At 45.9% G+C, this 21,244-nt stretch carries 17 protein-coding genes; 9 read left to right on the top strand and 8 right to left on the bottom strand.

The annotated features are described in order from the left end of the window. Positions 1 to 80: 80 nt before the first annotated feature. The 7 genes from N646_RS01825 (at position 81) to N646_RS01795 (ending at position 8,862) form a co-directional block, all read left to right on the top strand. Positions 81 to 1,187, top strand: coding sequence for a M20/M25/M40 family metallo-hydrolase (locus N646_RS01825; protein ID WP_017820903.1), 1,107 nt, complete (start codon positions 81 to 83; stop codon positions 1,185 to 1,187). A gap of 264 nt (positions 1,188 to 1,451) precedes the next feature. Next, the gene (locus N646_RS01820; protein ID WP_017820902.1) at positions 1,452 to 3,062 is read left to right on the top strand and encodes a peptide ABC transporter substrate-binding protein; all 1,611 of its coding nucleotides are present in this window, start codon (positions 1,452 to 1,454) and stop codon (positions 3,060 to 3,062) included. Between the two features lie 145 nt (positions 3,063 to 3,207). Further along, complete coding sequence (gene oppB / locus N646_RS01815; protein ID WP_005377838.1) at positions 3,208 to 4,128, top strand: oligopeptide ABC transporter permease OppB; 921 nt, start codon at positions 3,208 to 3,210, stop codon at positions 4,126 to 4,128. A 9-nt stretch (positions 4,129 to 4,137) separates the two neighbouring features. Beyond that, complete coding sequence (locus N646_RS01810; RefSeq protein WP_005377839.1) at positions 4,138 to 5,070, top strand: ABC transporter permease subunit; 933 nt, start codon at positions 4,138 to 4,140, stop codon at positions 5,068 to 5,070. Between the two features lie 10 nt (positions 5,071 to 5,080). After that, complete coding sequence (locus tag N646_RS01805; RefSeq protein WP_017820901.1) at positions 5,081 to 6,064, top strand: ABC transporter ATP-binding protein; 984 nt, start codon at positions 5,081 to 5,083, stop codon at positions 6,062 to 6,064. Between the two features lie 9 nt (positions 6,065 to 6,073). Next, a complete protein-coding gene (locus N646_RS01800) occupies positions 6,074 to 7,066 on the top strand; it encodes an ABC transporter ATP-binding protein (protein WP_017633963.1) in 993 nt (330 codons plus the stop codon). After that, on the top strand, positions 7,066 to 8,862 hold the full coding sequence (locus tag N646_RS01795; RefSeq protein ID WP_017820900.1) for an aminopeptidase P family protein: 1,797 nt from the start codon (positions 7,066 to 7,068) through the stop codon (positions 8,860 to 8,862). The genes N646_RS01800 and N646_RS01795 overlap by 1 nt, the downstream gene beginning before the upstream one ends. A gap of 160 nt (positions 8,863 to 9,022) precedes the next feature. Here the strand turns inward: N646_RS01795 and N646_RS01790 are convergent, their stop codons facing one another. Then, positions 9,023 to 11,467, bottom strand: a complete 2,445-nt coding sequence (locus N646_RS01790; protein WP_017820899.1) for a collagenase — start codon at positions 11,465 to 11,467, stop codon at positions 9,023 to 9,025. A gap of 302 nt (positions 11,468 to 11,769) precedes the next feature. Between N646_RS01790 and N646_RS01785 the strand changes: the two genes are divergently transcribed. Beyond that, a complete protein-coding gene (locus N646_RS01785; protein ID WP_017820898.1) occupies positions 11,770 to 12,204 on the top strand; it encodes a hypothetical protein in 435 nt (144 codons plus the stop codon). A 120-nt stretch (positions 12,205 to 12,324) separates the two neighbouring features. On the opposite strand, the gene N646_RS01780 is transcribed toward N646_RS01785, so the two are convergent. From N646_RS01780 to N646_RS01750, 7 genes are all read right to left on the bottom strand, one after another. Continuing rightward, the gene (locus N646_RS01780) at positions 12,325 to 13,173 is read right to left on the bottom strand and encodes an ABC transporter permease (protein ID WP_017820897.1); all 849 of its coding nucleotides are present in this window, start codon (positions 13,171 to 13,173) and stop codon (positions 12,325 to 12,327) included. 2 nt (positions 13,174 to 13,175) lie between these two features. After that, positions 13,176 to 14,456, bottom strand: coding sequence for an ABC transporter permease (locus N646_RS01775; protein WP_017820896.1), 1,281 nt, complete (start codon positions 14,454 to 14,456; stop codon positions 13,176 to 13,178). After that, positions 14,453 to 15,574 (bottom strand): ABC transporter ATP-binding protein, encoded by a 1,122-nt coding sequence (locus N646_RS01770; protein WP_017820895.1) that lies wholly within the window; start codon positions 15,572 to 15,574, stop codon positions 14,453 to 14,455. The genes N646_RS01775 and N646_RS01770 overlap by 4 nt, the downstream gene beginning before the upstream one ends. Positions 15,575 to 15,647: 73 nt before the next feature. Beyond that, entirely contained in the window at positions 15,648 to 16,562 is a 915-nt protein-coding gene (locus N646_RS01765) for a dihydrodipicolinate synthase family protein (RefSeq protein ID WP_005377851.1), read from the bottom strand. A gap of 56 nt (positions 16,563 to 16,618) precedes the next feature. Further along, a complete protein-coding gene (gene lhpI / locus N646_RS01760; RefSeq protein WP_017820894.1) occupies positions 16,619 to 17,593 on the bottom strand; it encodes a bifunctional Delta(1)-pyrroline-2-carboxylate/Delta(1)-piperideine-2-carboxylate reductase in 975 nt (324 codons plus the stop codon). A gap of 86 nt (positions 17,594 to 17,679) precedes the next feature. Beyond that, positions 17,680 to 18,753 (bottom strand): polyamine ABC transporter substrate-binding protein, encoded by a 1,074-nt coding sequence (locus N646_RS01755; protein WP_017820893.1) that lies wholly within the window; start codon positions 18,751 to 18,753, stop codon positions 17,680 to 17,682. 123 nt (positions 18,754 to 18,876) lie between these two features. Next, positions 18,877 to 20,133 carry an NAD(P)/FAD-dependent oxidoreductase gene (locus tag N646_RS01750; protein ID WP_017820892.1) on the bottom strand — a complete coding sequence of 419 codons (1,257 nt, stop codon included), beginning with the start codon at positions 20,131 to 20,133 and terminating at the stop codon, positions 18,877 to 18,879. A 109-nt stretch (positions 20,134 to 20,242) separates the two neighbouring features. Between N646_RS01750 and N646_RS01745 the strand changes: the two genes are divergently transcribed. After that, complete coding sequence (locus tag N646_RS01745) at positions 20,243 to 21,244, top strand: 4-hydroxyproline epimerase (RefSeq protein ID WP_017820891.1); 1,002 nt, start codon at positions 20,243 to 20,245, stop codon at positions 21,242 to 21,244.

Raw genomic sequence — 21,244 nt, 5'->3', positions numbered from 1 at the left:
AACTGTGCCATAAGTGGTGCTCTGTTCCCTATCGAGCCGAGCCACAAGGCTTCACGCTCGATCAGAAAAAGAGACTTCTAATGACACACATCAATCAAGAACGCTTAGTTGAACATTTTTGCCAACTGGTACGTATCGATAGCGAATCAACAAACGAAAAACAAATTGCAGAAACACTGGCAGAGCAGCTAGGCGACCTAGGCTTTACCGTGCACAAGCTTCCAGTACCTAAGCACATTTCTAACGGCTTTAACGTGTACGCCCGTTTAGACGGCAAAAAAGACGGCTCTATCCTAATGAGCTGTCATATGGATACAGTCACACCGGGCATTGGCATTGAGCCAATCATCGAAGACGGCGTTATCCGTTCAAAAGGCAATACGATTCTTGGTGGCGATGATAAATCTGGTATTGCTGCCATCATGGAAGCCGTTCGTTGTATTCAAGCGGAAAACCTTGAGCACAAAACGTTAGAACTTGCTTTCACCGTGTATGAAGAAGGCGGTTTATTCGGTTCACAATACTTCGATATGTCACACGTCACTTCAACGGAAGCAATCGTGTTAGATACGGGTGGCCCTATTGGCACTATTGTGACCGCAGCCCCAGGCCAGCAAAAAATCGTGGCAACAATCAAAGGTCGACCAGCACATGCAGGGCTTGCGCCAGAAGAAGGCATCAGTGCGATCATGGTGGCGGCAGATGCCATCAACCAAATGAAGCTGCTTCGCATCGACGAAGAAACGACAGCCAACATCGGTATAGTGAATGGCGGTCAGGCCACAAACATTGTTATGCCTGAATTAAAAATCGTGGCAGAAGCACGCTCCCTGAATGGCGATAAACTAGATGCTCAGGTCAATCATATGATCTCAACATTAGAGTCTGTCTGTGAAAAACACGGTGCAGAAGTCGACATTGAATCTAGCCGAGCCTACGACGCTTTTGTTATTGAAGAAAACCACCCGCACGTAAACGCTATAAAAGCAGCGTTTTCAGAGTTGGGAATTGACGCCTTCACAAAAGGCACTGGCGGCGGTAGCGATGCCAACAACTTTAACAAGAAAGGTCTCACAACGGTCAATCTTTCAACTGGCATGGCAAAAGTACACACGACAGAAGAGTTTATCGCGGTAAGTGATATGGTCAAAATCACTGAGTTCGTGAAACATTTCCTAGTCAGTTAACGTCGTGCCTTTTGAAGAGCAGACTGACTATCTTCCCCTTCTAGCCTGTGCTTGAAGGGGATTTTAATTTGTATCGAAGCAAAATTACTTCCCGTCATGCCAACTTGATATCAGATCTTCAAAGAAATTCCCCTAGCTCACTTTTTGAGACCAGACAGCTCAATACCTGACACCCTGTTACAGTAATGTTAAAACTCGATTGTGTAGACAATTTATACAATATACATTTTTGGCATCTTTCAGGATGAAAAGAGTGAGACAAGGATGAAATTACCTAAGTTGCTTTTATTAGCGTCGATGATGAGTCCAATACTGGCAACATCAAGCTATGCCGCGCCGTATCCCGTAAGTGTGACCCTCGATGAGACACAAGAAATTACGCTAAACAATGGGGCTGAAGTTACTTCTATTGACCCAGCCAAGCAAGCCGCAGAGCCCGCTTTCAATCTCGGTCGAGACCTGTTTGAAGGTCTGGTCATTCAAGATAAGCAAGGTAAAACCATTCCTGGTGTTGCTGAGTCTTGGTCAGTCAATGACAACAATACGGTTTATACCTTCCACTTACGTGATGCAAAATGGTCAAATGGCGAAACGGTCACTGCACAAGATTTTGTCTACAGCTGGCAACGCTTACTGAATCCAAGCACTGCTTCACCCTACGCTTGGTTTGCGGCCATTCCAAATATCGAAAACTCGCAAGCCATTATGAAAGGCGACGCCGCACCCGAGTCCTTGGGCGTGAAGGCGCTGGATGAAAAAACGTTCCAGGTAACACTCGAAGAGCCTATTCCCTTCTTTACGAAACTATTAAGTCATCCAGTGCTTGCCCCCGTTCATAAAGCGACCATTGAAAAACATGGCAACCGTTGGACCCAGCCTGAGCATATCGTTACAAATGGTGCGTTTACTGTCTCTGAATGGAAAGTTAACGAAAAACTGGTGATGGTTAAAAATCCACATTATTGGGACGCAAGCAATGTAGTGCTGGAAAAAGTCACCTGGCTACCAATTGGTGATGCAAACGTAGTGCTAAACCGCTACCTAGCTGGTGAGATAGACCAAGCGGTTTCCATTCCTGCCGCTCAGAAGAAAAAGTTAATTCAACAACGCCCACAAGAAGTGGCAAGCACCAGTGCGTCTCTTGGCTCCACATTCTATTACCTCAACACTCAACAAGGGCCAACAAAAGACGTGCGGGTTCGTAAAGCCCTCTCATATGCCATTGACCGTCAACTGTTAACGAGTGCTATTTTGAGAAACGGTGGGGTTCCAATGTATACCCTTGTGCCACCTCAAACAGATGGTTTTAAATCTCACACTCCTGAGTTCGCAACTTGGAACCGCCATAAACGTATCGAAAAAGCGCAGCAATTACTGTCAGAAGCTGGATACGATAAAAGCAATCCGCTTAAGTTAACGTTTACCGTACCAACTTTCTCGATGGACGTAAAAATGGCAACCACCATGGCAGGCATGTGGAAAAGCCGATTGGGTGCGCAAGTCACGATAAAACAGCTAGAACCGAAAGTGTTCTACGCACTTAAAGAGCCGACCGACATTACTCGCGGCGGCTGGACGGCCGACTACAATGAAGCCTCTACATGGTTGGATATCTTCGTTTCTAGTGGCGAGTACAACGATTCTCGTTATAACAACCCGCAATACGACGAGTTAATGGCTCGCTCAAAGACCATGAGCAACCCATCAGAACTGTATTTACAAGCAGAAAGCATGCTGATTGAAGACATGGCCATTATTCCTATTTATCGTCCGGGTAACGATCAATACCTCATCAAGCCTTATGTGGGCGGCTACGAACTGACAAACCCTGAGTCGTCGTACTACCGCAAGAATGTCTATGTGAAAGCCCACTAAAAGCATGTTTTCGGTCTGAGTCGGCAAGTTCAATGTTTACTTGTCGTTCCTCATATCTCTCGGTGGAGAAGGCAACCTGAGCTCAGGCCATTTTTTTATTCATAACCGTTCGAAGTGATTTCGGACGACCAAAGGATGATGGATCATGATTTGGTACATTGTTAAGCGATTAGCTATCGCTATCCCCACGCTTCTATTCATCGCACTCGTATCATTTTGGCTGATGCACATTGCACCAGGGGGGCCATTTGATATGGAACGGCCTATGCCAGAGGTGGTACGTGCGAATATCGAAGCAAAATTCCATTTGGACCAGCCCTTCCTTACTCAGTTTTGGATTTACATTGGTAATTTCATACAAGGAGATCTCGGTCCGAGCTTCGTTTATCAAGACTTCAGTGTTACACAGCTCGTCGCACAATCATGGCCAGTTTCAGCAGTATTAGGCGTACTCTCCTTTTGTATTTCCGTTCCACTTGGCATGTTGCTTGGCACTATTGCGGCATTGAACCGAAATAGCCGCCTAGATTACGGCCTGATGACACTTTCGATGACTGGAGTTGTAGTTCCGGCTTTCGTGCTTGCTCCAGTTTTAGTCATGATCTTCGCTATTCAGCTCGGCTGGTTCCCTGCTGGTGGTTGGGAAGGAGGAAAGCTGGCTTTTCTTGTTCTTCCCGTGCTCAGCCTAGCGATTGGCTCCATTGCGAGTATTGCACGCGTCATGCGTGGCGCAATGATTGAAACACTTAACCAACCATACATTCGAACGGCAAAGGCCAAAGGTTTGTCCACAACCTACATTTTATTCCATCACGCTTTGCGACCATCCCTGATTCCCGTCGTTGCGATGCTCGGCCCTGCGTTTGTGTCTGTCGTGACAGGCTCGGTAATTATCGACATTTTCTTTGGTACAGGTGGCATGGGACAACACTTTGTGTCTGGGGCTCTCAACCGCGACTACGGCCTAGTAATGGGCATTACTCTGATTGTCGCTTCACTCACTATCTTCTTTAACCTTGTGGTCGACTTGCTATATACGATTATCGACCCTCGTATACGCGTTTAGGAGTCCGGTATGTTAACGATCAAAAAACTGGATACACAAGCTCTTCAAGATCAAGTCGTCGACAATATTGAAGCCGTCGAAGGTCGCAGTCTTTGGCAGGATGCATGGACTCGATTTCGTAAAAACAGAGCCGCGATGACATCAGTGTATGTTTTGGCTTTCATTACCTTATGCATCACTTTCGGCCCCTCTCTTGCCGCTTTTGGCCATGATGAAATTGACTGGGAAGTGCTCATCGATCCATACGAGCTAGGGAAACCTTCACTGAGCAGTGGCCATTACTTTGGTACCGATGATCTCGGGCAAGATGTCTTCGCTCGCACGATGCAAGGTGGCAGGCTCTCTATTTTGGTAGGTTTTGTTGGCGCCTTAGTCGCCGTTGTTATTGGTACGATTTGGGGAAGTATTTCCGGCTATCTTGGCGGCGTTGTCGATAGCGTAATGATGCGCATTATTGAGGTGCTCGATTCGGTGCCATTTATGTTTATGGTTATCCTGTTTGTTACCCTTTTTGGCAACAACATCTACCTGATTTTTATCGTGATCGGAATGGTATCTTGGCTGGGCATTGCCCGTGTTGTACGTGGTGTCACCTTCGGTCTAAAAAAGCGAGAGTTCATCGAAGCCGCACACTCTATTGGGGTTTCTAAATTGACAATTGTCCGACGCCATGTTCTGCCTAATGTGCTTGGGATCGTGATGGTTTATTCCTCCTTAATGGTACCAGGATTCATTATGTTCGAATCGTTTTTGAGCTTCTTAGGGCTTGGTGTTCAACCACCAGACACGAGCTGGGGAATCCTAATTTCCGAAGGCGCAAAAACGATTGACGTTGCATTGTGGATGCTGCTTTTTCCCTCTCTGTTTTTAGTTGCCACCCTCTTTTGTTTTAACTTCATCGGCGATGGCTTGCGTGATGCTCTTGACCCGAAAGACCGATAAGGACAAACCCATGCTATCTATTGAAAACATGAACGTGCGCTTCGATACGCCAGATGGGCAAGTGCAAGCGGTCAGTAATCTCTCCTACTCGATTAAAGCGGGCGAAACTCTTGGGATTGTTGGGGAATCAGGTTCGGGAAAAAGCCAGTCTGTTTTCGCATTAATGGGGTTAACCGCGGATAACGGCGCCGTGTCTGGAAGCGCAATGTTCCACGGTGATGATTTACTCGCGATGTCTAAAAAGCAGCTCAACCGCATCCGTGCAGAGAAAATCGGAATGATCTTTCAAGATCCGATGACGTCACTCAACCCATTTATGAAAATTGGCAAACAGCTTTGTGAAGTTCTCATGATTCATAAAGGAATGACCCGAAAACAAGCAAAAATTGAATCGATTCACATGTTGGATGCGGTGCGTATTCCCTCTCCCGAAACTAGGATGAATCAATACCCTCACGAATTATCTGGCGGAATGCGTCAGCGAATCATGATAGCGATGGCCTTGTTGTGTAAGCCCGAGTTGTTAATTGCAGACGAACCAACCACCGCGTTAGATGTAACCGTTCAAGCTCAAATTTTGACGCTATTACGAGACTTACAACAAGAGTTCAATACGGCTATTTTACTGATCACTCACGATATGGGCGTCGTCGCCGAGATGTGTGATCGCGTATTGGTCATGTATGGTGGTCAAAAAATGGAGCAATCCGATACCGAGACATTGTTCGCTCAACCTGCGCACCCCTACACTCAAGGTCTGCTAAAGGCGATTCCTTCCATCACTGAAGATATGCCGCGCTTACCAACCATCCCAGGTAACCCACCAAGTGCGTTGATTAACCATCAAGGGTGTCCGTTTAAAGAGCGGTGCGAGCATCGAGAGACGCGTTGCCAATACGAAACCCCACGGTTTTCTCCATTAAACACGAGCCAGTCCATTGCCTGTCACGTTAAAGCACCCAGTGTTATCACTCCCATTCAAATAAAAGCTTAAGGAGGCGTTATGAATAAAAAAGAAGTCCTCATGTCTGCTCGTGATTTAAACGTCCACTTTCCTGTTTCACGTCATCTTATTCCAAGTCGACGTAAAATCGTGAAAGCGGTCAATGGTATCGACTTAGATGTTTACCGAGGTGAGACACTTGGCATTGTGGGGGAATCAGGCTGCGGAAAATCAACACTTGCTCGCGCCTTACTTCGCTTAATTGAACCTACACATGGCGAGTTGACTTGGAAAGGTCAAGACATGCTCGGGTTTAGTAAAAAAGAGCTTTCCTCTCGACGCAGAGAATTTCAGATGGTGTTTCAAGACCCATCCGCTTGTTTGAATCCGAGGTTAACCATCTCAGAATGCATCGCCGAACCACTGCTCACCCACGAGCCAAAGCTTAAACGGGCAGAGGTAGAAAAGCGTGTCATCGCTATGATGGATAAAGTGGGTCTCTTGGCGAGCCAGCGAAACCGCTATCCACATGAATTTTCCGGAGGTCAATGCCAGCGTGTGGGCATTGCCAGAGCATTAATTCTCAATCCAGATTTGGTCGTGTGTGATGAACCCGTTAGTGCACTAGATGTCTCCATACAAGCTCAGGTCATCAATCTTCTAGATGATCTTAAACAAGAAATGGGGTTAACACTGGTGATGATTGCGCATGACTTAAGCGTGGTGCGCCATATCAGCGACCGCGTTATGGTGATGTATCTTGGTAAACCTATGGAAGTAGGACGTTACGATCAAGTATTTGATGATGCTCAACACCCCTACACCAAAGCACTGTTATCTGCTGTCCCGATAGCTAATCCGCAATTAGCACGTGACCGTGAAATACAACTATTGCCCGGCGATCTTCCTTCTCCACTTAACCCACCGAGCGGTTGCGTTTTTCGTACTCGATGCCCAGAAGCAACAGAAGTATGCGGGCAACAGAACCCAATAAAAACAGGCTCGGAGCAGCATCATATCTATTGCTCAAATATGACTTTAGGAACCATTTAATGAACAATACTAACTCAGTAAACCAACGCCTTACGTTATTGCGTGAGGCAATGTCCTTTCACAACGTGTCTGCATATATCGTGACCAACAATGACCCACATAACAGTGAATACTCAGCGGATCATTGGTTAGCGCGAAGCTGGATTTCAGGTTTTACCGGCTCAGCAGGCGATGTCGTCATTACCCAACAAGGTGGTGGCCTGTGGACTGATGGTCGTTACTATATTCAAGCTGAAGAACAGTTACACGGCACAGGACTTGAACTGTTTAAAGCCAAACAACCAGAAACGCCGACAGTTGCCAAATGGCTGGCTACCACGCTACCAGAAAACAGTATTATCGCGGTTGACGGGCGCGCCATCAGTTACGCTTTTTATCAAGGCCTCAAACAAACCTTTGAAGCGAAAAACATTAAGATCATTGTCGACCTGGATTTACTCACACCGATTTGGCTTGAAAGACCACCTCGCCCAAGTGCACCCGTATTCGAGCACCCCACCGCTTTTGCTGGCGTTGACACTGAAAATAAGTTAGCGAGAATCCGTTCTTGGTTAACCGAGAACCAAGTAGATAGCTTATTAGTGTCAACGCTAGATGATGTCATGTGGACAATGAATATTCGAGGTGGTGATACGAATTACTGCCCAGTTTCTGAAGCCTATCTAGTCGTAGAGCAATCACTTGCGACACTGTTTATTGATAAAGCCAAACTGCCTCAAGACGTTGAAAGAGCGCTGACCGAGCAGAGTGTACACATTCGCCATTACAACTACGTAAGTCAGTATTTGAATCAGCAATGTGAGGGATTATCGCTCGCTTTTAACCCGACCCACACAGACAGCTTATTGGTGAGTTCGATTGAAGGGAATGTGAATCTAAAGCCAATGGCTTGCCCTGTAACGGCAATGAAGGCCATAAAAAATGCGACCGAGCTAACTAGCCTAGAACAGGCATTAACAGATGATGGTGTGGCAATCGTAAGGTTTATGAACTGGCTCGAAGAGCAAGTTCCAAGCGGACTCGTTACAGAATTGTCTGCTGAGGCACAACTGAATCACTATCGCCGTCAAACCCGACATTATGTGAGTGACAGTTTCCGCACTATCGCAGGCTTCGCAGCTCACGGGGCAAAAATGCATTATGCCGCCGATGAAGAAAGCAATGCGGCAGTCAATGAAAGCAACTTCTTTCTCGTCGATTCTGGTGGCCAATACCTTGGCGGGACAACAGACATCACCCGTACTTTCCACTTCGGGTCACCGACCATTAAGCAGCGCAAAGATTATACCTTGGTGCTCAAAGCGGTCATCCGACTGACTCAGACTCGATTCATGAAAGGCTCTACGGGTGCCAATCTTGATATCATGGCGCGTGGCGTCTTATGGCAACATGGTATTGATTACAAGTGCGGCACTGGACACGGCGTGGGCATTTGCTTGAATGTTCACGAAGGCCCACAAAATTTCTCGCAAAGCCACCATGAGGTTGAGCTAAAACCGGGTATGGTCATTACTAATGAACCAGGCGTTTATCGCGAAGGTGAGTACGGGGTAAGAATAGAGAACATTCTTAAAGTTGTAGAAGTAGAACAAAATGAGTTCGGCACGTTTTACGGTTTTGAGACCATCACTCTTGCTCCAATTGCGACCAACGCCCTTGATTTATCAATGCTAGATCAAGCAGAGCTAGACTGGCTCAATCATTACCATTCACGAGTCTATCAAGCACTTAGCCCTTTTCTTGATACGCAAGATAAAAACTGGCTTCAACGCACAACCCAACTTATTGAGAAATAGGATATCAGCAAGCTTTATAACGTTTTCATTTTCATCTCAAACTCCTTGTTTGCCAGCCTTCGGGCTGGTTTTTTTATAGAGATAACGGCGTGAAAAACAAAAACGCCCCGCAATGTTAGCGAGGCGATCAATTAAATTAAAATGATGCAGTTAAAATGCCCTACTGACGACACTTCTGAGCATCAAAATCAACGACGATGGCGGCATTCTCAAAGTCACCAGAGACTTTAACGTAGCCCCAGTAGTTACTCTGATTTGACAACGTAATACACTCTCCATTACCAATATTATCTGACCACCCGTGAAGATTAGCACCATCCGGCCAACCAGAGTTACTGTATTCAAGCTTTAGGTTGCCCATACCGTTCCCCGTCGTTATCGCCAGATTTGAGCTCTCATTCACCGCTGGCACGCTCAGCCAAATGGTTTGTTGATTTGCCAAGCAAACAGGCTCTCCTGCTGTTAGGCGCCCACCGCTTACTTTACTTTGCACCGCGCAGTCTTGTGGCAATGTGTCATTACCGCCCAACGTTGAGATAACAACACTATGAGTGGCGGTTGCCGTCAAGCCTTCACTGTCTGTCACACTTAGACTGACCGAATACTCCCCTTCACTCCCATATTGGTGCGTCGGCTTGGTTTGTGTACTTGTCGAGCCATCACCGAAGTCCCATAAGACGCTGACGATCTTCCCGTTTGGGTCTGTACTGTTTTCACTGCTAAATGTAATGCTTTCACCGACTTTCCCCTTGTTGTTTGCGGTTATGACTGCATTAGGTGCACCATTTGAGACAAGGGCTTGCTGCCACTGCTCAAACTCACTTTGATATAAATTCGCCCATTGGGTGATCGTTGCTTTGTAATTGCTCCAATTCCCTTGGCGTGTTTCCACCAGCATTTGGTTTACGTCATCTTTATGATTTTCAAACATAAAACGTACAGCTAAGTACCCCCAACGATAAATTCGATCGACATCAAACCCATCATAAGTAGTCTCGAAAATCTCACTTAAGGTATATGTCGAGCCGTCTAAAATCGTCTCAAGTGCTGCTTGGTTGTCATTTTCTTGAGCGACATACTCTGCAATGCCTTCACTCCACCACACTATTTTTTCAGTTGGATGACTAAACCCTCCATAGAGATCAAATCGACCATCTAAGTAATGCACGTATTCGTGCTCTAAGTTCCAGACAAAGTGATCCGCGTTCGCATAAGAGGCTTCATAAGCAATAAAGTTGGGAATATTCCCCGGCTGGGAAGGATCGCCTTCCAAGTACATACCGCCATTGTCAGTACTAATATCGAAAATTGGCCCTGCGTACTTACCATAATCGGTGCTTGAATCGAAGATATTGACTTGGAGCTGAGTATTGTGGTCATCTTTTACTGGCTGTTCACCAGTTTCTAATGACTGATGAAAGTAACCCTCTTCGTAACCCATTTTAGAACATGCGGCCGCGTGTTGCTCTTGCGTCATATTCTGGGACAATATTCGAATTGTTGGACTACAAGTATAAGTTTGCGATAGCACTAAGCCTTTTAGCTCAGTTTCGAAATTACAAATTCCGAACTCACTACAATCTGCGTAATATGAGGCAGTGTCCGCCGCCGCAAGCCAAACCGCGTCACCCCGACCATACATTTCATACTGTTCAAAGATTCGACTCAGCTGACTCTTCACAACAGAACTCGCGTTACCCGTATACTTGGTCAAACGCCCGAGCTCTCGCCCCGCATTCGCGGCCATGAACTCATCTTCAGCACCGATTGATGATGCCCTCAGAGCAAAATCGCCTAAAGCTTTGGCAAGGTCCGTTTGGTTGCCAATTATTTGCACAAATTGCTCGTTCCACTGCCCACCAAACAAAATAGTGAAAACACCGTTAACTGCATTGCGCATATACCAGTGCTGGGCGTATTGATCATTCCAACGTGTAAGCCACTGGGTCACTTGCGGTAAGTACGCGTGCTGCAAGCCCGCACTATCCATAGTGATGATGACTTCACTAAGCACTTTGCCGTGACGGTCGCTGTTCTCATAGAAGTTTGCGTTATTAACAAACGCATCCACGGATTCTTTCACCGCTGGGGTAACCCATTCAATAAATGAGATGTTGTCATTGTAAAACTCGGCGTAATAACCCGCGCGCAAGTATAAGAAAAACGTTTCGAGTTCATCGCTCCCGCCACCTGTATACCCCTTCGCCAATGTCGTAGTGCGCTTCGCAATGTTGTACATATGATCGGAGCTAAATACCGACTCCTGAATCCGACTTTCAGCAGAGAATAACTGGTTCACGCACGTCGCGCCCTGACTTAAAATTTCGCTGATCAATTGGTTACTGCTTTCGGTAACCAATGCTTCCAAATCACAAGCAGTGCTCGACTCATCAAGGCTTTCAAGTGACTGTACTCGAGTTGCCTTGGAGGGCTGAATAGGGAGAGTTGCGGTTGGTTGGTATTCAACTCGATTGGATTCAACACCGTGTGTATGAGCCGAATGTGCATGTTGCTCTGTAACTTGAGAAACTGGCTCGCTTAACGCAAATACGCCAGTGCTGGTTAATGTTGTCGCAATCGCGACACTCAAAGTCTTCAGTTCCATCTAATTTCTTCTATATTGAGTTTTCCTTAAATGCATTACGTCTTTTGCATCGCCACTGCCCTTATTACTGCAAGAGCATCTCCATATAATCTACTCGCAAGACAAGATGAAACATTTTGTTAACAACTGAACGTGACGGTGTCAGTTTTTGGTACTCGAGTTGCCGTTGCACGAGCTTGCCAGAAATCGATTTGCTTTAGTAATATTGATCAACTAGTTGTTTATCTTTCCATTCAAATATCTTTTATTGCTCCTCACAAAAGCGATAAAATGGTTTCTTTTCTTTTTGCTAAACAACTCCTATGACCGACGCTGATATTGAGCTACAACATCTTTGGTTAGAAGTCCAAGCCGAACGCTGGCAAAACCTGCCACGCTTTTTATTCAGTTACTACTGCTACAAGCACAACCTTGTCAGTAAAACCAACAAAGTTTGTTGGGAGACGGCACGTGCAAGACTGCCCGCTTCAACATCAATAAAAGAGCGAAAAAAGGCGGTGGTTGAACCGTTAGTCCCTGAGGAAGCCGTGGTTGGGTTATTGAAAGCCATCAGCAAAGATGGGGAAATGACATTTGACGTGATGGGAACCACACTTGATACGTTTTTGCATTATGTTGTGATTAGCAAGGAAGAAAAAGCGCGACTTAAATCAAACATGCCAGCTAGTTGGTATCAGCAATCAAACAAGTCGCCTTTGGCACGTTTCGAGCAAGCTGGCATTAAGCTACCAGAGTGATATGTCAGTCATCGCTGAAGATACACAAAAAAGACAAGCGCCTACAATGAGGCGCATTTGGTCAAAAATTGAGGTGCCCCTAAACAAAAGTGCAAAGTGACCAACAAAGAAAAAGTTTGGTTACTCTTGAATGCCTCGAATGCGTACATTACGTCTACGCAAAACTTCTAATGTCACGAGCAAACACACCGACATAAAAATCAACAACGTAGCGACCGCCAATATGGTCGGACTAATTTGCTCTCGAATTCCTGACCACATCTGCCTCGGAACGGTTTTTTGTTCTGCCCCAGTCAGGAATAACGCCACCACAACCTCGTCGAACGAGGTGCCAAAAGCAAACAAGCCGCCAGATATCATCCCCGGACGAATCAGCGGAAAGGTAATGTGTCTGAAAGTATAAACAGGGTTTGCGCCTAAGCTAGCCGCCGCTTTTACCAAGCTATGGTCAAAGCCGCTTAACGTCGCAGTAACGGTAATGACGACAAAAGGCGTACCTAACGCAGCGTGTGCCAAAATGATGCCTAAATAAGTTTGTGATAAGCCAAAGCGTGTGTAGAAAAAGTACATCGCAGCAGCAGAGATAATGACTGGTACGATCATGGGTGAGATCAACAGCGCCATAATCGTATTGCGAAAAGGCAAATTACTACTGGCTAAACCCAACGCCGCCAGAGTTCCTAGCCCTGTTGCAACGAGTGTCGCCATAAAAGCAATGAACGTGCTGTTTTTCAGCGCCAACAGCCACTGTTCACTAGTAAACATTTCTTGATACCAGCGAGTAGAATACGCTGCCGAGTCAAGGTTTAACATCCCCTCGGTAAAAGTAAAGTAAGGCGTTGCATTAAACGATAACGGGATGATGGTCAGAATTGGAGCGATTAAAAAGAACAGCACCAACCCACAAAAAACTAAGTAACCTGCGTACGCGACTCGCTCTACTTTTGATGCATAGTTTGGTAATGCCATGGTTATCCCCCTACCTTAAGGTTGTTAGTGCCAACCACACGGTTGAACATATAAAACAGAACCAGTACAACGAACAAAAGCAGTCCACCCAATGCGCCAGCCATCCCCCAGTTCAGTGATGTCTGCATATGATAGGCAATCATATTGGAGATCATCTGTCCGCTTCTTCCACCAACCAAAGCGGGCGTAATGTAGAAACCAATAGAAAGAATGAAAGTGAGCAAGGCCCCCGCACCTATCCCCGGTAACGTAAGCGGCATATAAACTTTGATGAACGCAATGAAAGGCGTCGCGCCTAGAGAACGAGCGGCACGGAAATAAGTTGGGCTAATTCCTTTCATTACGCTATACAGAGGCAGGATCATAAAAGGCAACAGAATGTGCACCATAGACACCACCGTTCCGAAGGTATTGTGAATCATCTGAATTCGCTCAGAAGTAAAACCCGACCAAATAAGGAGATCATTAATGACCCCTTGGTTTTGCAGCAGAACAATCCAAGACGTGGTTCTGACTAATAATGATGTCCAAAATGGCAGCAGCACAATAATTAAAAGTAAGTTCGCGCGCTTATCAGGTAAATTGGCAAGCAGGTAAGCAACGGGGTACGCCATCACCAAACAAGTTAAGGTGATTGAAATAGACATCCAAAAAGTTTTAAAGAAAAGGTCGACGTATATTTGGCGTTTTTCTGGTTGGGGCTCAATGTCTCCAAACTCATTCACTTGCAAGTCTAGCGCTGCAAGATAATGACTGAATGTGAATGCGCCACTAAGATTCTTAAACGCCGCCCAATATTTAGGATTAGCCCAACGCTTATCCAGCTTAGCTAGCTGTGTCACCGAGATCGGCAGCGACGTCAACCGAGACAACTTTCTGCCGGTTTTCATGAGTAAACTGCGCATACCAGACTCTTCAATATTCATCCGGTTGGCTATTTTCGGTAGCTCTTTGCTTTGATAAAGCGCAAGTACTTCAACAGAGAATGCCTCAATGACTTCTTGATGAGGCTGACCTTGATAATCCCAACTTTCTAAGGCTTGAATAGTTTGTGGTAGTGAAAGGGATATTTCTCGGTTATCCACGCTTCGATAAAGCATGTCGAGGATAGGAAAAGCAAACGTAAGCAGAATAAAACACACCAATGGCGTTGTGAGCATAATGGAGCGAAGCTTTTTTCGGCGCTCCGCCTTTTGCAACTGCGCTTTCAGATTGGTTTCTTGCTCATGAACTTGGCGTTCGATCTCCAATACAGAATCTAATGCGGTTAGCTCTCGACTCATGCTGCTACCTCGCTACTTTGAGTTTGTGTCCCATCAAGAGCATGGCAATCGTCACTTTGCCAACCAATACGACAAATTGAGCCAGGCGTTAACTGCAAGTGTTTACGATTATCGTTAGGTACTTTAACGATGAAGTGACCAACGCTCTCTACTTCGACGACCAGACGATAATGATCACCGTGATAAATCAATTCTCGTAGGACGCCTGAGACTTGGTTCTCGCAAGACGCTTTCTCTGGTTGAATAACAATCTTTTCTGGTCGAATGGAAAGTGTTGTTCTCTGCCCTTGCTCAGAGACTCTGACAGGTTTCGCAGTAAATGACTCTTTCCCAACGAGCACTTGGCAATACTTTCCGTTCCACTCTTTGACTAAACCTGAGAGTTGGTTGTTTTCTCCGATAAACTGTGCAACAAACGTATTACTCGGAGATTCATAAAGCTCGGTTGGTGTCGCGAGTTGTTGCACTTCGCCGTGATTAAAAACCGCAATACGGTCGGACATAGTGAGAGCTTCGTCTTGATCGTGCGTCACATACAAAATGGTGATACCAAGCTTTTCATGCAAATGTTTAATTTCCATCTGCATTTGCTCACGCAGCTGCTTATCTAACGCGCCTAGTGGTTCATCCATCAAAACGAGTTTAGGCTCAAACACTAATGCTCGCGCTAACGCGACACGCTGTTGTTGACCACCTGATAACTGCTTTGGGTATCGAGTCGCAACATGCTCAAGCTCGACCATTTCTAATACACTCTGAACTTTGCTTTGAATCGTGTCACTGTCGAGTTTTCGCACCTTTAAAGGAAACGCAAGATTCTCAGCAATGGTCATATGTGGAAACAACGCATAGTTTTGAAACACCATACCAATATCGCGCTTGTGCGGCGCGAGATGATTGACAGGAACGCCATCGATATAAATGTCTCCACCGGTCGCAGTTTCAAAGCCTGCTAGCATCATCAAGCAAGTGGTCTTGCCCGATCCTGACGGCCCCAACATAGTAACGAACTCTCCAGGAGTAATATCTAAGTTGAAGTCTTTCACCACCAAATTCGTGCCATCGTAGGTTTTCTTAACGTGTTGAAAGCTGACATAGTCCTTGTTTTCCGTGCTCATGACTTCCCTCTTCTCATTTTTTGAATATTACGAATGAGTAGAGCGTCAGTTAACGCTCTACTAAACAGCACAATTACAGATTGTATTTGGATAGGTCTAAGCGGGTTTCTAACGCATGTTCAACCATTTGAATGACTTGTTGACGCTCTTCACCTTGTAAGAGTTGGCGTGGCGCACGAACTTGTTCAGAGCCACGTCCGCAGACTTGCTCGGCCAATTTTATGCACTGAACCAGCGTAGGAATGGTGTCTAAACGCAGTAGGGGTAAGAACCAACGGTAGATCTCTAACGCTTCAGCATAACGACCTTGGCTTGCCAGTTTATAAATCGCAACGGACTCTTCTGGGAATGCGTTGGTTAAACCAGAAATCCAGCCGGTCGCACCTAGCATCAATGATTCAAGAGCGATGTCATCAACACCACTGAACACGGTAAAGCGGTCATCAAATTTATTGTAAAGCTCGGTGATACGACGAGTATCAGTGGTCGACTCTTTGATAGCTACAATACTTTCAAACTCAGCCAGTTTCGCCATGATATCGAGGTTTACATCGACACCATAAGCAACCGGGTTGTTGTAAATCATGATTGGCATTTCTGGCGTTGCTTCTGCTAGCGTGCGGTAATATTCGAACGTTTCGCTCTCAGACGTGCGGTAAACCATGGCAGGCATCACCATACAACCATCGATACCAATTTTGTACGCATCCTGCATGTAATCAACAGCTGCTGTGGTAATAGACTCTGCTGTACCAGCAATCAAAGGCACACGGCCATTTACGACTTCTTTTGCCGCTTGCAAAACCTGGCGTTTCTCCTCCGGGTACAACGCGCAGTTCTCACCGACAGTACCCAAGCAGATAATGCCATTCACACCATCTTTAATCTGGTTGTCTATAACGGTTTGCGTTGCGTCTAAGTCAATTGACTGATCTTGACGAAATTGCGTACTGACCGCCGGATAAACACCTTTCCAATCAATTTTCATGAACTACTTTCCTTATATGTATATTGTATGCAATTTAAATGAACGAGCGAAAATGCTCAGACATGGCTATCTATGCCATTTTCTAACAACACCGCCTTTACAGCGGCCAAATCAGCCAAAGCACTGCCAACTGATTTGTATAAAGTAATGACCTCATCGTTTTGACGTCCTGAGATTTGTTGGGCGCAAAGCTGCGGTAATTCCCCTTTGATATCGTCTGACGTGAATACGCCCTCTTGAATTGGAATGAGAAGATCGCCCGCTTCGGCTAATACATTAATACGGCTATCAACATACACCTGTGCTCGTTGCACTGCTTCGGAGTCACATTCACGCTTGTCCAAGTCATGATTACCGACCAAATCAATATGGGTGCCCGGCTGCACGTCTGCGCCATTAAACAAAGGCTCTGCTGATGCAGTAATACAGCTGATGATGTCAACGTGTTTGATAACGTGGTCCACTTTTTCTACGACTGAAACGCGAAACCGACGCTCATCAGGAAGCGACTGATACTCTGAAGATGACACAATGGCATCTACCGTCGCCTCGGCTTTATCTGAGTTACGCCCCCAAATATAAACCTGCTTAAGTGGGCGAACCGCAGCGTATGCCCACGCAAAATAAGGCGCAAGATTGCCCGTTCCGCAGATCAACAGACGATCAGCATCGGGACGCGCCAAATAGTCCGCTGCCAACGCAGAAGCTGCGGCGGTGCGCCAAAACGTTAAAACTTTACCGTCCACGAGTGCGAGCGGCTCACCATCGTTTCGTCTAAAAATAAGCAGCTTAGATGCAAGCGTATCTTTGCCTTGTTCAGGGTTATGCGGGAAATACGTAAAGGCTTTCACCGCAATCAACTCCTGGTTCCAAGCTGGAAGTAGCGCAAACGCCTCGTATTCTCCCTCTTCTAAGGGCATGACTCGGCGTTGAGGTATTGTTGCTGGCCGCGAGTACATTTCACGCATCGTTTCAATAAGAGACTTCATTGTTAAACATTGCGCGACTTGCTGTGCTTCGATGACTTTCATCATTTCTCCGAAAACATAAATACAGTTGAGGAAAGTACGGAACCTCGCTTATGGATGAAAACTCGACCCCATACACAAATTAACGCCTAGTTAAGCAGCCAGGTATTGAACTCTTCATTGAGTTCATCCGCGTAGTCTGACCACCATTCATCGTTAATCAGGAAGGCGGTTTGGAAGTTTTGAGGTGCGGTAGGAAGGTTCGCTAAAATGTCTGGGTTCACCTCCGCCGAAGACGACTTACGCGTAGGCCCATAGGCAACGTACTTAGCTTGATCAGCTAATGGTTTTGTTCCTGAAGAAAAAGCAATGAAGTCCAATGCAAGCTTTGTGTTCTCACTCCCTTTAGGTATCGCCCATCCATTCATGTAACCCATTTGACGGTCCCATATAATCCGAAATGGTTGACCTTCATCTTTACGGGCATTGTGGATTCGGCCGTTAAACGCCGAGGCGATCACCACTTCTTTGTCTGCAAGCATTTGAGGTGGCTGGGCACCTGTTGTCCACCACAGTACTTCTGATTTGATCGTATCCAACTTAGCAAAAGCACGCTCACGCCCCGCTTCGGTTTCGAGCAGGCTGTAGACCTCTTCTGGCTTTACACCATCAGCCAATAGTGCCCACTCAAGATTGCCCTGAGGTTGTTTTTGCAATGCACGTCGACCTGGAAAAGTTTTTAGGTCAAAAAGATCGGTCAACTTGCTTGGCAAAGCCTTACCTTTAAACGCGTCTTCGTTCACCGCTAATACAGTGGACACTACGATGGTATTGATTGCGCACTCGTGAATCGCACCATCAATAAAATCCTCTTGTGCTGGTGTTCCATCTGCGCCCGGAGGCAAAATACTTGGGTTCACTGGTTCTAGTAACCCTTCGGCGCAACCACGAACAATGTCTGGCTTGTCGAGAGAAACCAAATCCCAGCGCACGTTGTTCGCTTCCACCTGTGCTTTAATTTCAGCTAATCCGCCGCTGAAATCCTCGGATACGATCTCAACACCTGTTTTTTTAATGAAAGGCTTATGATATGCCTCCACTTGGCTCTTGGTGAATGCACCACCCCAAGATACGACCGTCAATTTGTCTTCAGCATAAGCAGAGGCCCCCAACAGCATTCCTGAAATCAACAGCGCCAATGGTGCTTTGGTCATTCGTGACATGTTTTACTCCTTTTGGTTGTTTTTCTGGAGGCATCCGAGTACGGCTGTTGGACACCATTTTTGTTAAAATTAAGTTAACATTAGCATTTAATATATTTTATACAATATTTAATATTAAATTTTTCAGGCGAATCGTTGTAATGAAAAAGGTGATAGATCAATCGATGTCGGCTTTCCTTCGATAAGCTCTAAAAGGAGATCTGCCGTAATCGCCGCTTGAGTTAATCCAAGGTGTTGGTGGCCAAATGCCAGTAATACATTTCCATCCCAAATGCTATCAATAACCGGTAACGAGTCGACTGTTGAAGGCCGATTACCCATCCACTTTTCTCCTTGCTTGAGTGGATTTAACTCCGATTCAAACATCTCATCACCTAACTGAAAAAGCATTTCTGAACGTTTCATATTGGGTGGTGATTCTACATCGGCATACTCAACAGTGCCTGCCAAGCGTAGCCCGCCAGACATCGGAGTCATGATGAATTTTCTATCGGCAGAGCTAATAGGAAATGGCAGTACATCACGCTTGTCATCCACCATTAGGTGATAACCACGCTCGGCTTGAATAGGCACTTTGACTCCGGTTAGCTGCCATATCAAAGGCTTAGAATGTACACCAGCGGCAACAATGATTCGGTCAAATGAATGTGTTTGAGACTCAACCAACACATCACCATTTTTCTCCAACGCAGATACACCTTTTTGTAAAATCTTACCGCCAAGAGCTTCAAAAGCTTCACTTAGCTCAACACAGATCTGATAAGGGTCTAGCGTATGTCCTGTATCGGGAAAAAAGACGCCGACACGAACCTTATGGCTGAGATCAGGTATCCGCTTTCGAATCGCCTCTTGCGTCCAAACTTGATACGCCACACCGTTTTTGACCAGTGAGTTAAGCGTACTTTGGTAGTCTTTAAACAGTTTCTCGTTTTCAAAAGTGAGCAATGAACCATTCATTTTTATTAGATGCGCTTTTCCGATTGAATCAAGCACGCCACGCCAACTTGCCACTGACCGCTCGTTAAGAGTTTTAATCGCGTTTTTTGCCTGCTCCGCGGCTGATGGCTTTGTTTGTAATAGAAAACGAATCATCCACCCGATAGTGCTTGGAATATCTTGCCAACGGATCGAAACCGGACTTTTGGGATCTAGCAGCATTTTAGGTAATTGTGGAAGCAGCGCTGGCGTTGCAAGAGGGAAGATTTGCTCAGTCGCGATATGACCTGCATTTCCCTTAGAGCATCCATTCCCCACGCCATTGGGATCAAAAATTGTGACTTGATAACCTTGCTGCTGCAACTTCAATCCAATTGATAAGCCAATAATCCCCGCACCTATCACGGCGATCCTTTCCTTTTTTGTTTCATCCTTGACCAACATAAATATGCTCCGAGTCACACTTGAAAACGTAGATTGTATACAATATATTTTACATTACGTTAACATCACTATTGTTTAATTCAACCATTTTTTCAGCAAGGAGCGAAAAATGAGACAAGGAACTTTTTTCTGTATTGATGCCCACACCTGCGGCAACCCAGTTAGGCTGGTCGCAGGCGGTGTGCCTCCACTCGAAGGCAATACCATGAGCGAAAAGCGCCAATACTTTCTTGAGCATTATGATTGGATTCGTCAGGCACTCATGTTTGAGCCTCGCGGACACTCAATGATGTCGGGGTCAGTTGTCTTGCCTCCTTGCAGCGATAACGCAGACGCTTCAATTCTGTTTATTGAAACCAGTGGCTGCTTACCAATGTGTGGCCACGGCACCATTGGAACCGTCACTACCGCTATCGAGAATCGCCTTATCACTCCCAAAAAAGAAGGCCGTTTGATACTTGATGTCCCAGCAGGACAAATCGAAGTGCACTACCAAACAAAAGGTGACAAGGTCACGTCAGTGAGGATATTTAACGTACCAGCTTACCTTGCCCACCAAGACGTAACCGTGGACATAGAGGGCTTAGGTGAGCTCACTGTCGATGTTGCTTATGGCGGAAACTATTACGTAATCGTCGATCCTCAAGAAAACTATGCCGGACTTGAACACTACTCTCCAGATGAAATTTTGATGCTTTCACCAAAAGTTCGCGAAGCGGTATCTCGAGCGGTTGAGTGCGTACATCCAGAAGATCCAACAGTATGCGGTGTTTCTCACGTGCTATGGACCGGAGAGCCCACTCAAGAAAACGCCACCGCTCGAAATGCTGTGTTTTACGGCGACAAAGCGTTGGATCGCTCGCCATGTGGTACGGGTACTAGTGCACGCATGGCGCAATGGCATGCAAGAGGCAAACTCAATCAAGGAGAAGACTTTATTCACGAAAGTATCATCGGCAGCCTATTTCAAGGACGTATAGAAGGCATTACCGAAGTGAATGGCAAAGCCGCTATTTTGCCAAGTATTGAAGGATGGGCACAAGTATACGGTCACAACACAATATGGGTAGACGATGAAGACCCATATGCGTACGGATTTGAAGTGAAGTAA

This window comes from Vibrio alginolyticus NBRC 15630 = ATCC 17749 (genome assembly GCF_000354175.2).
GTDB classification, from domain to species: domain Bacteria; phylum Pseudomonadota; class Gammaproteobacteria; order Enterobacterales; family Vibrionaceae; genus Vibrio; species Vibrio alginolyticus.
This window is presented reverse-complemented; position numbering and strand designations above follow the sequence as displayed.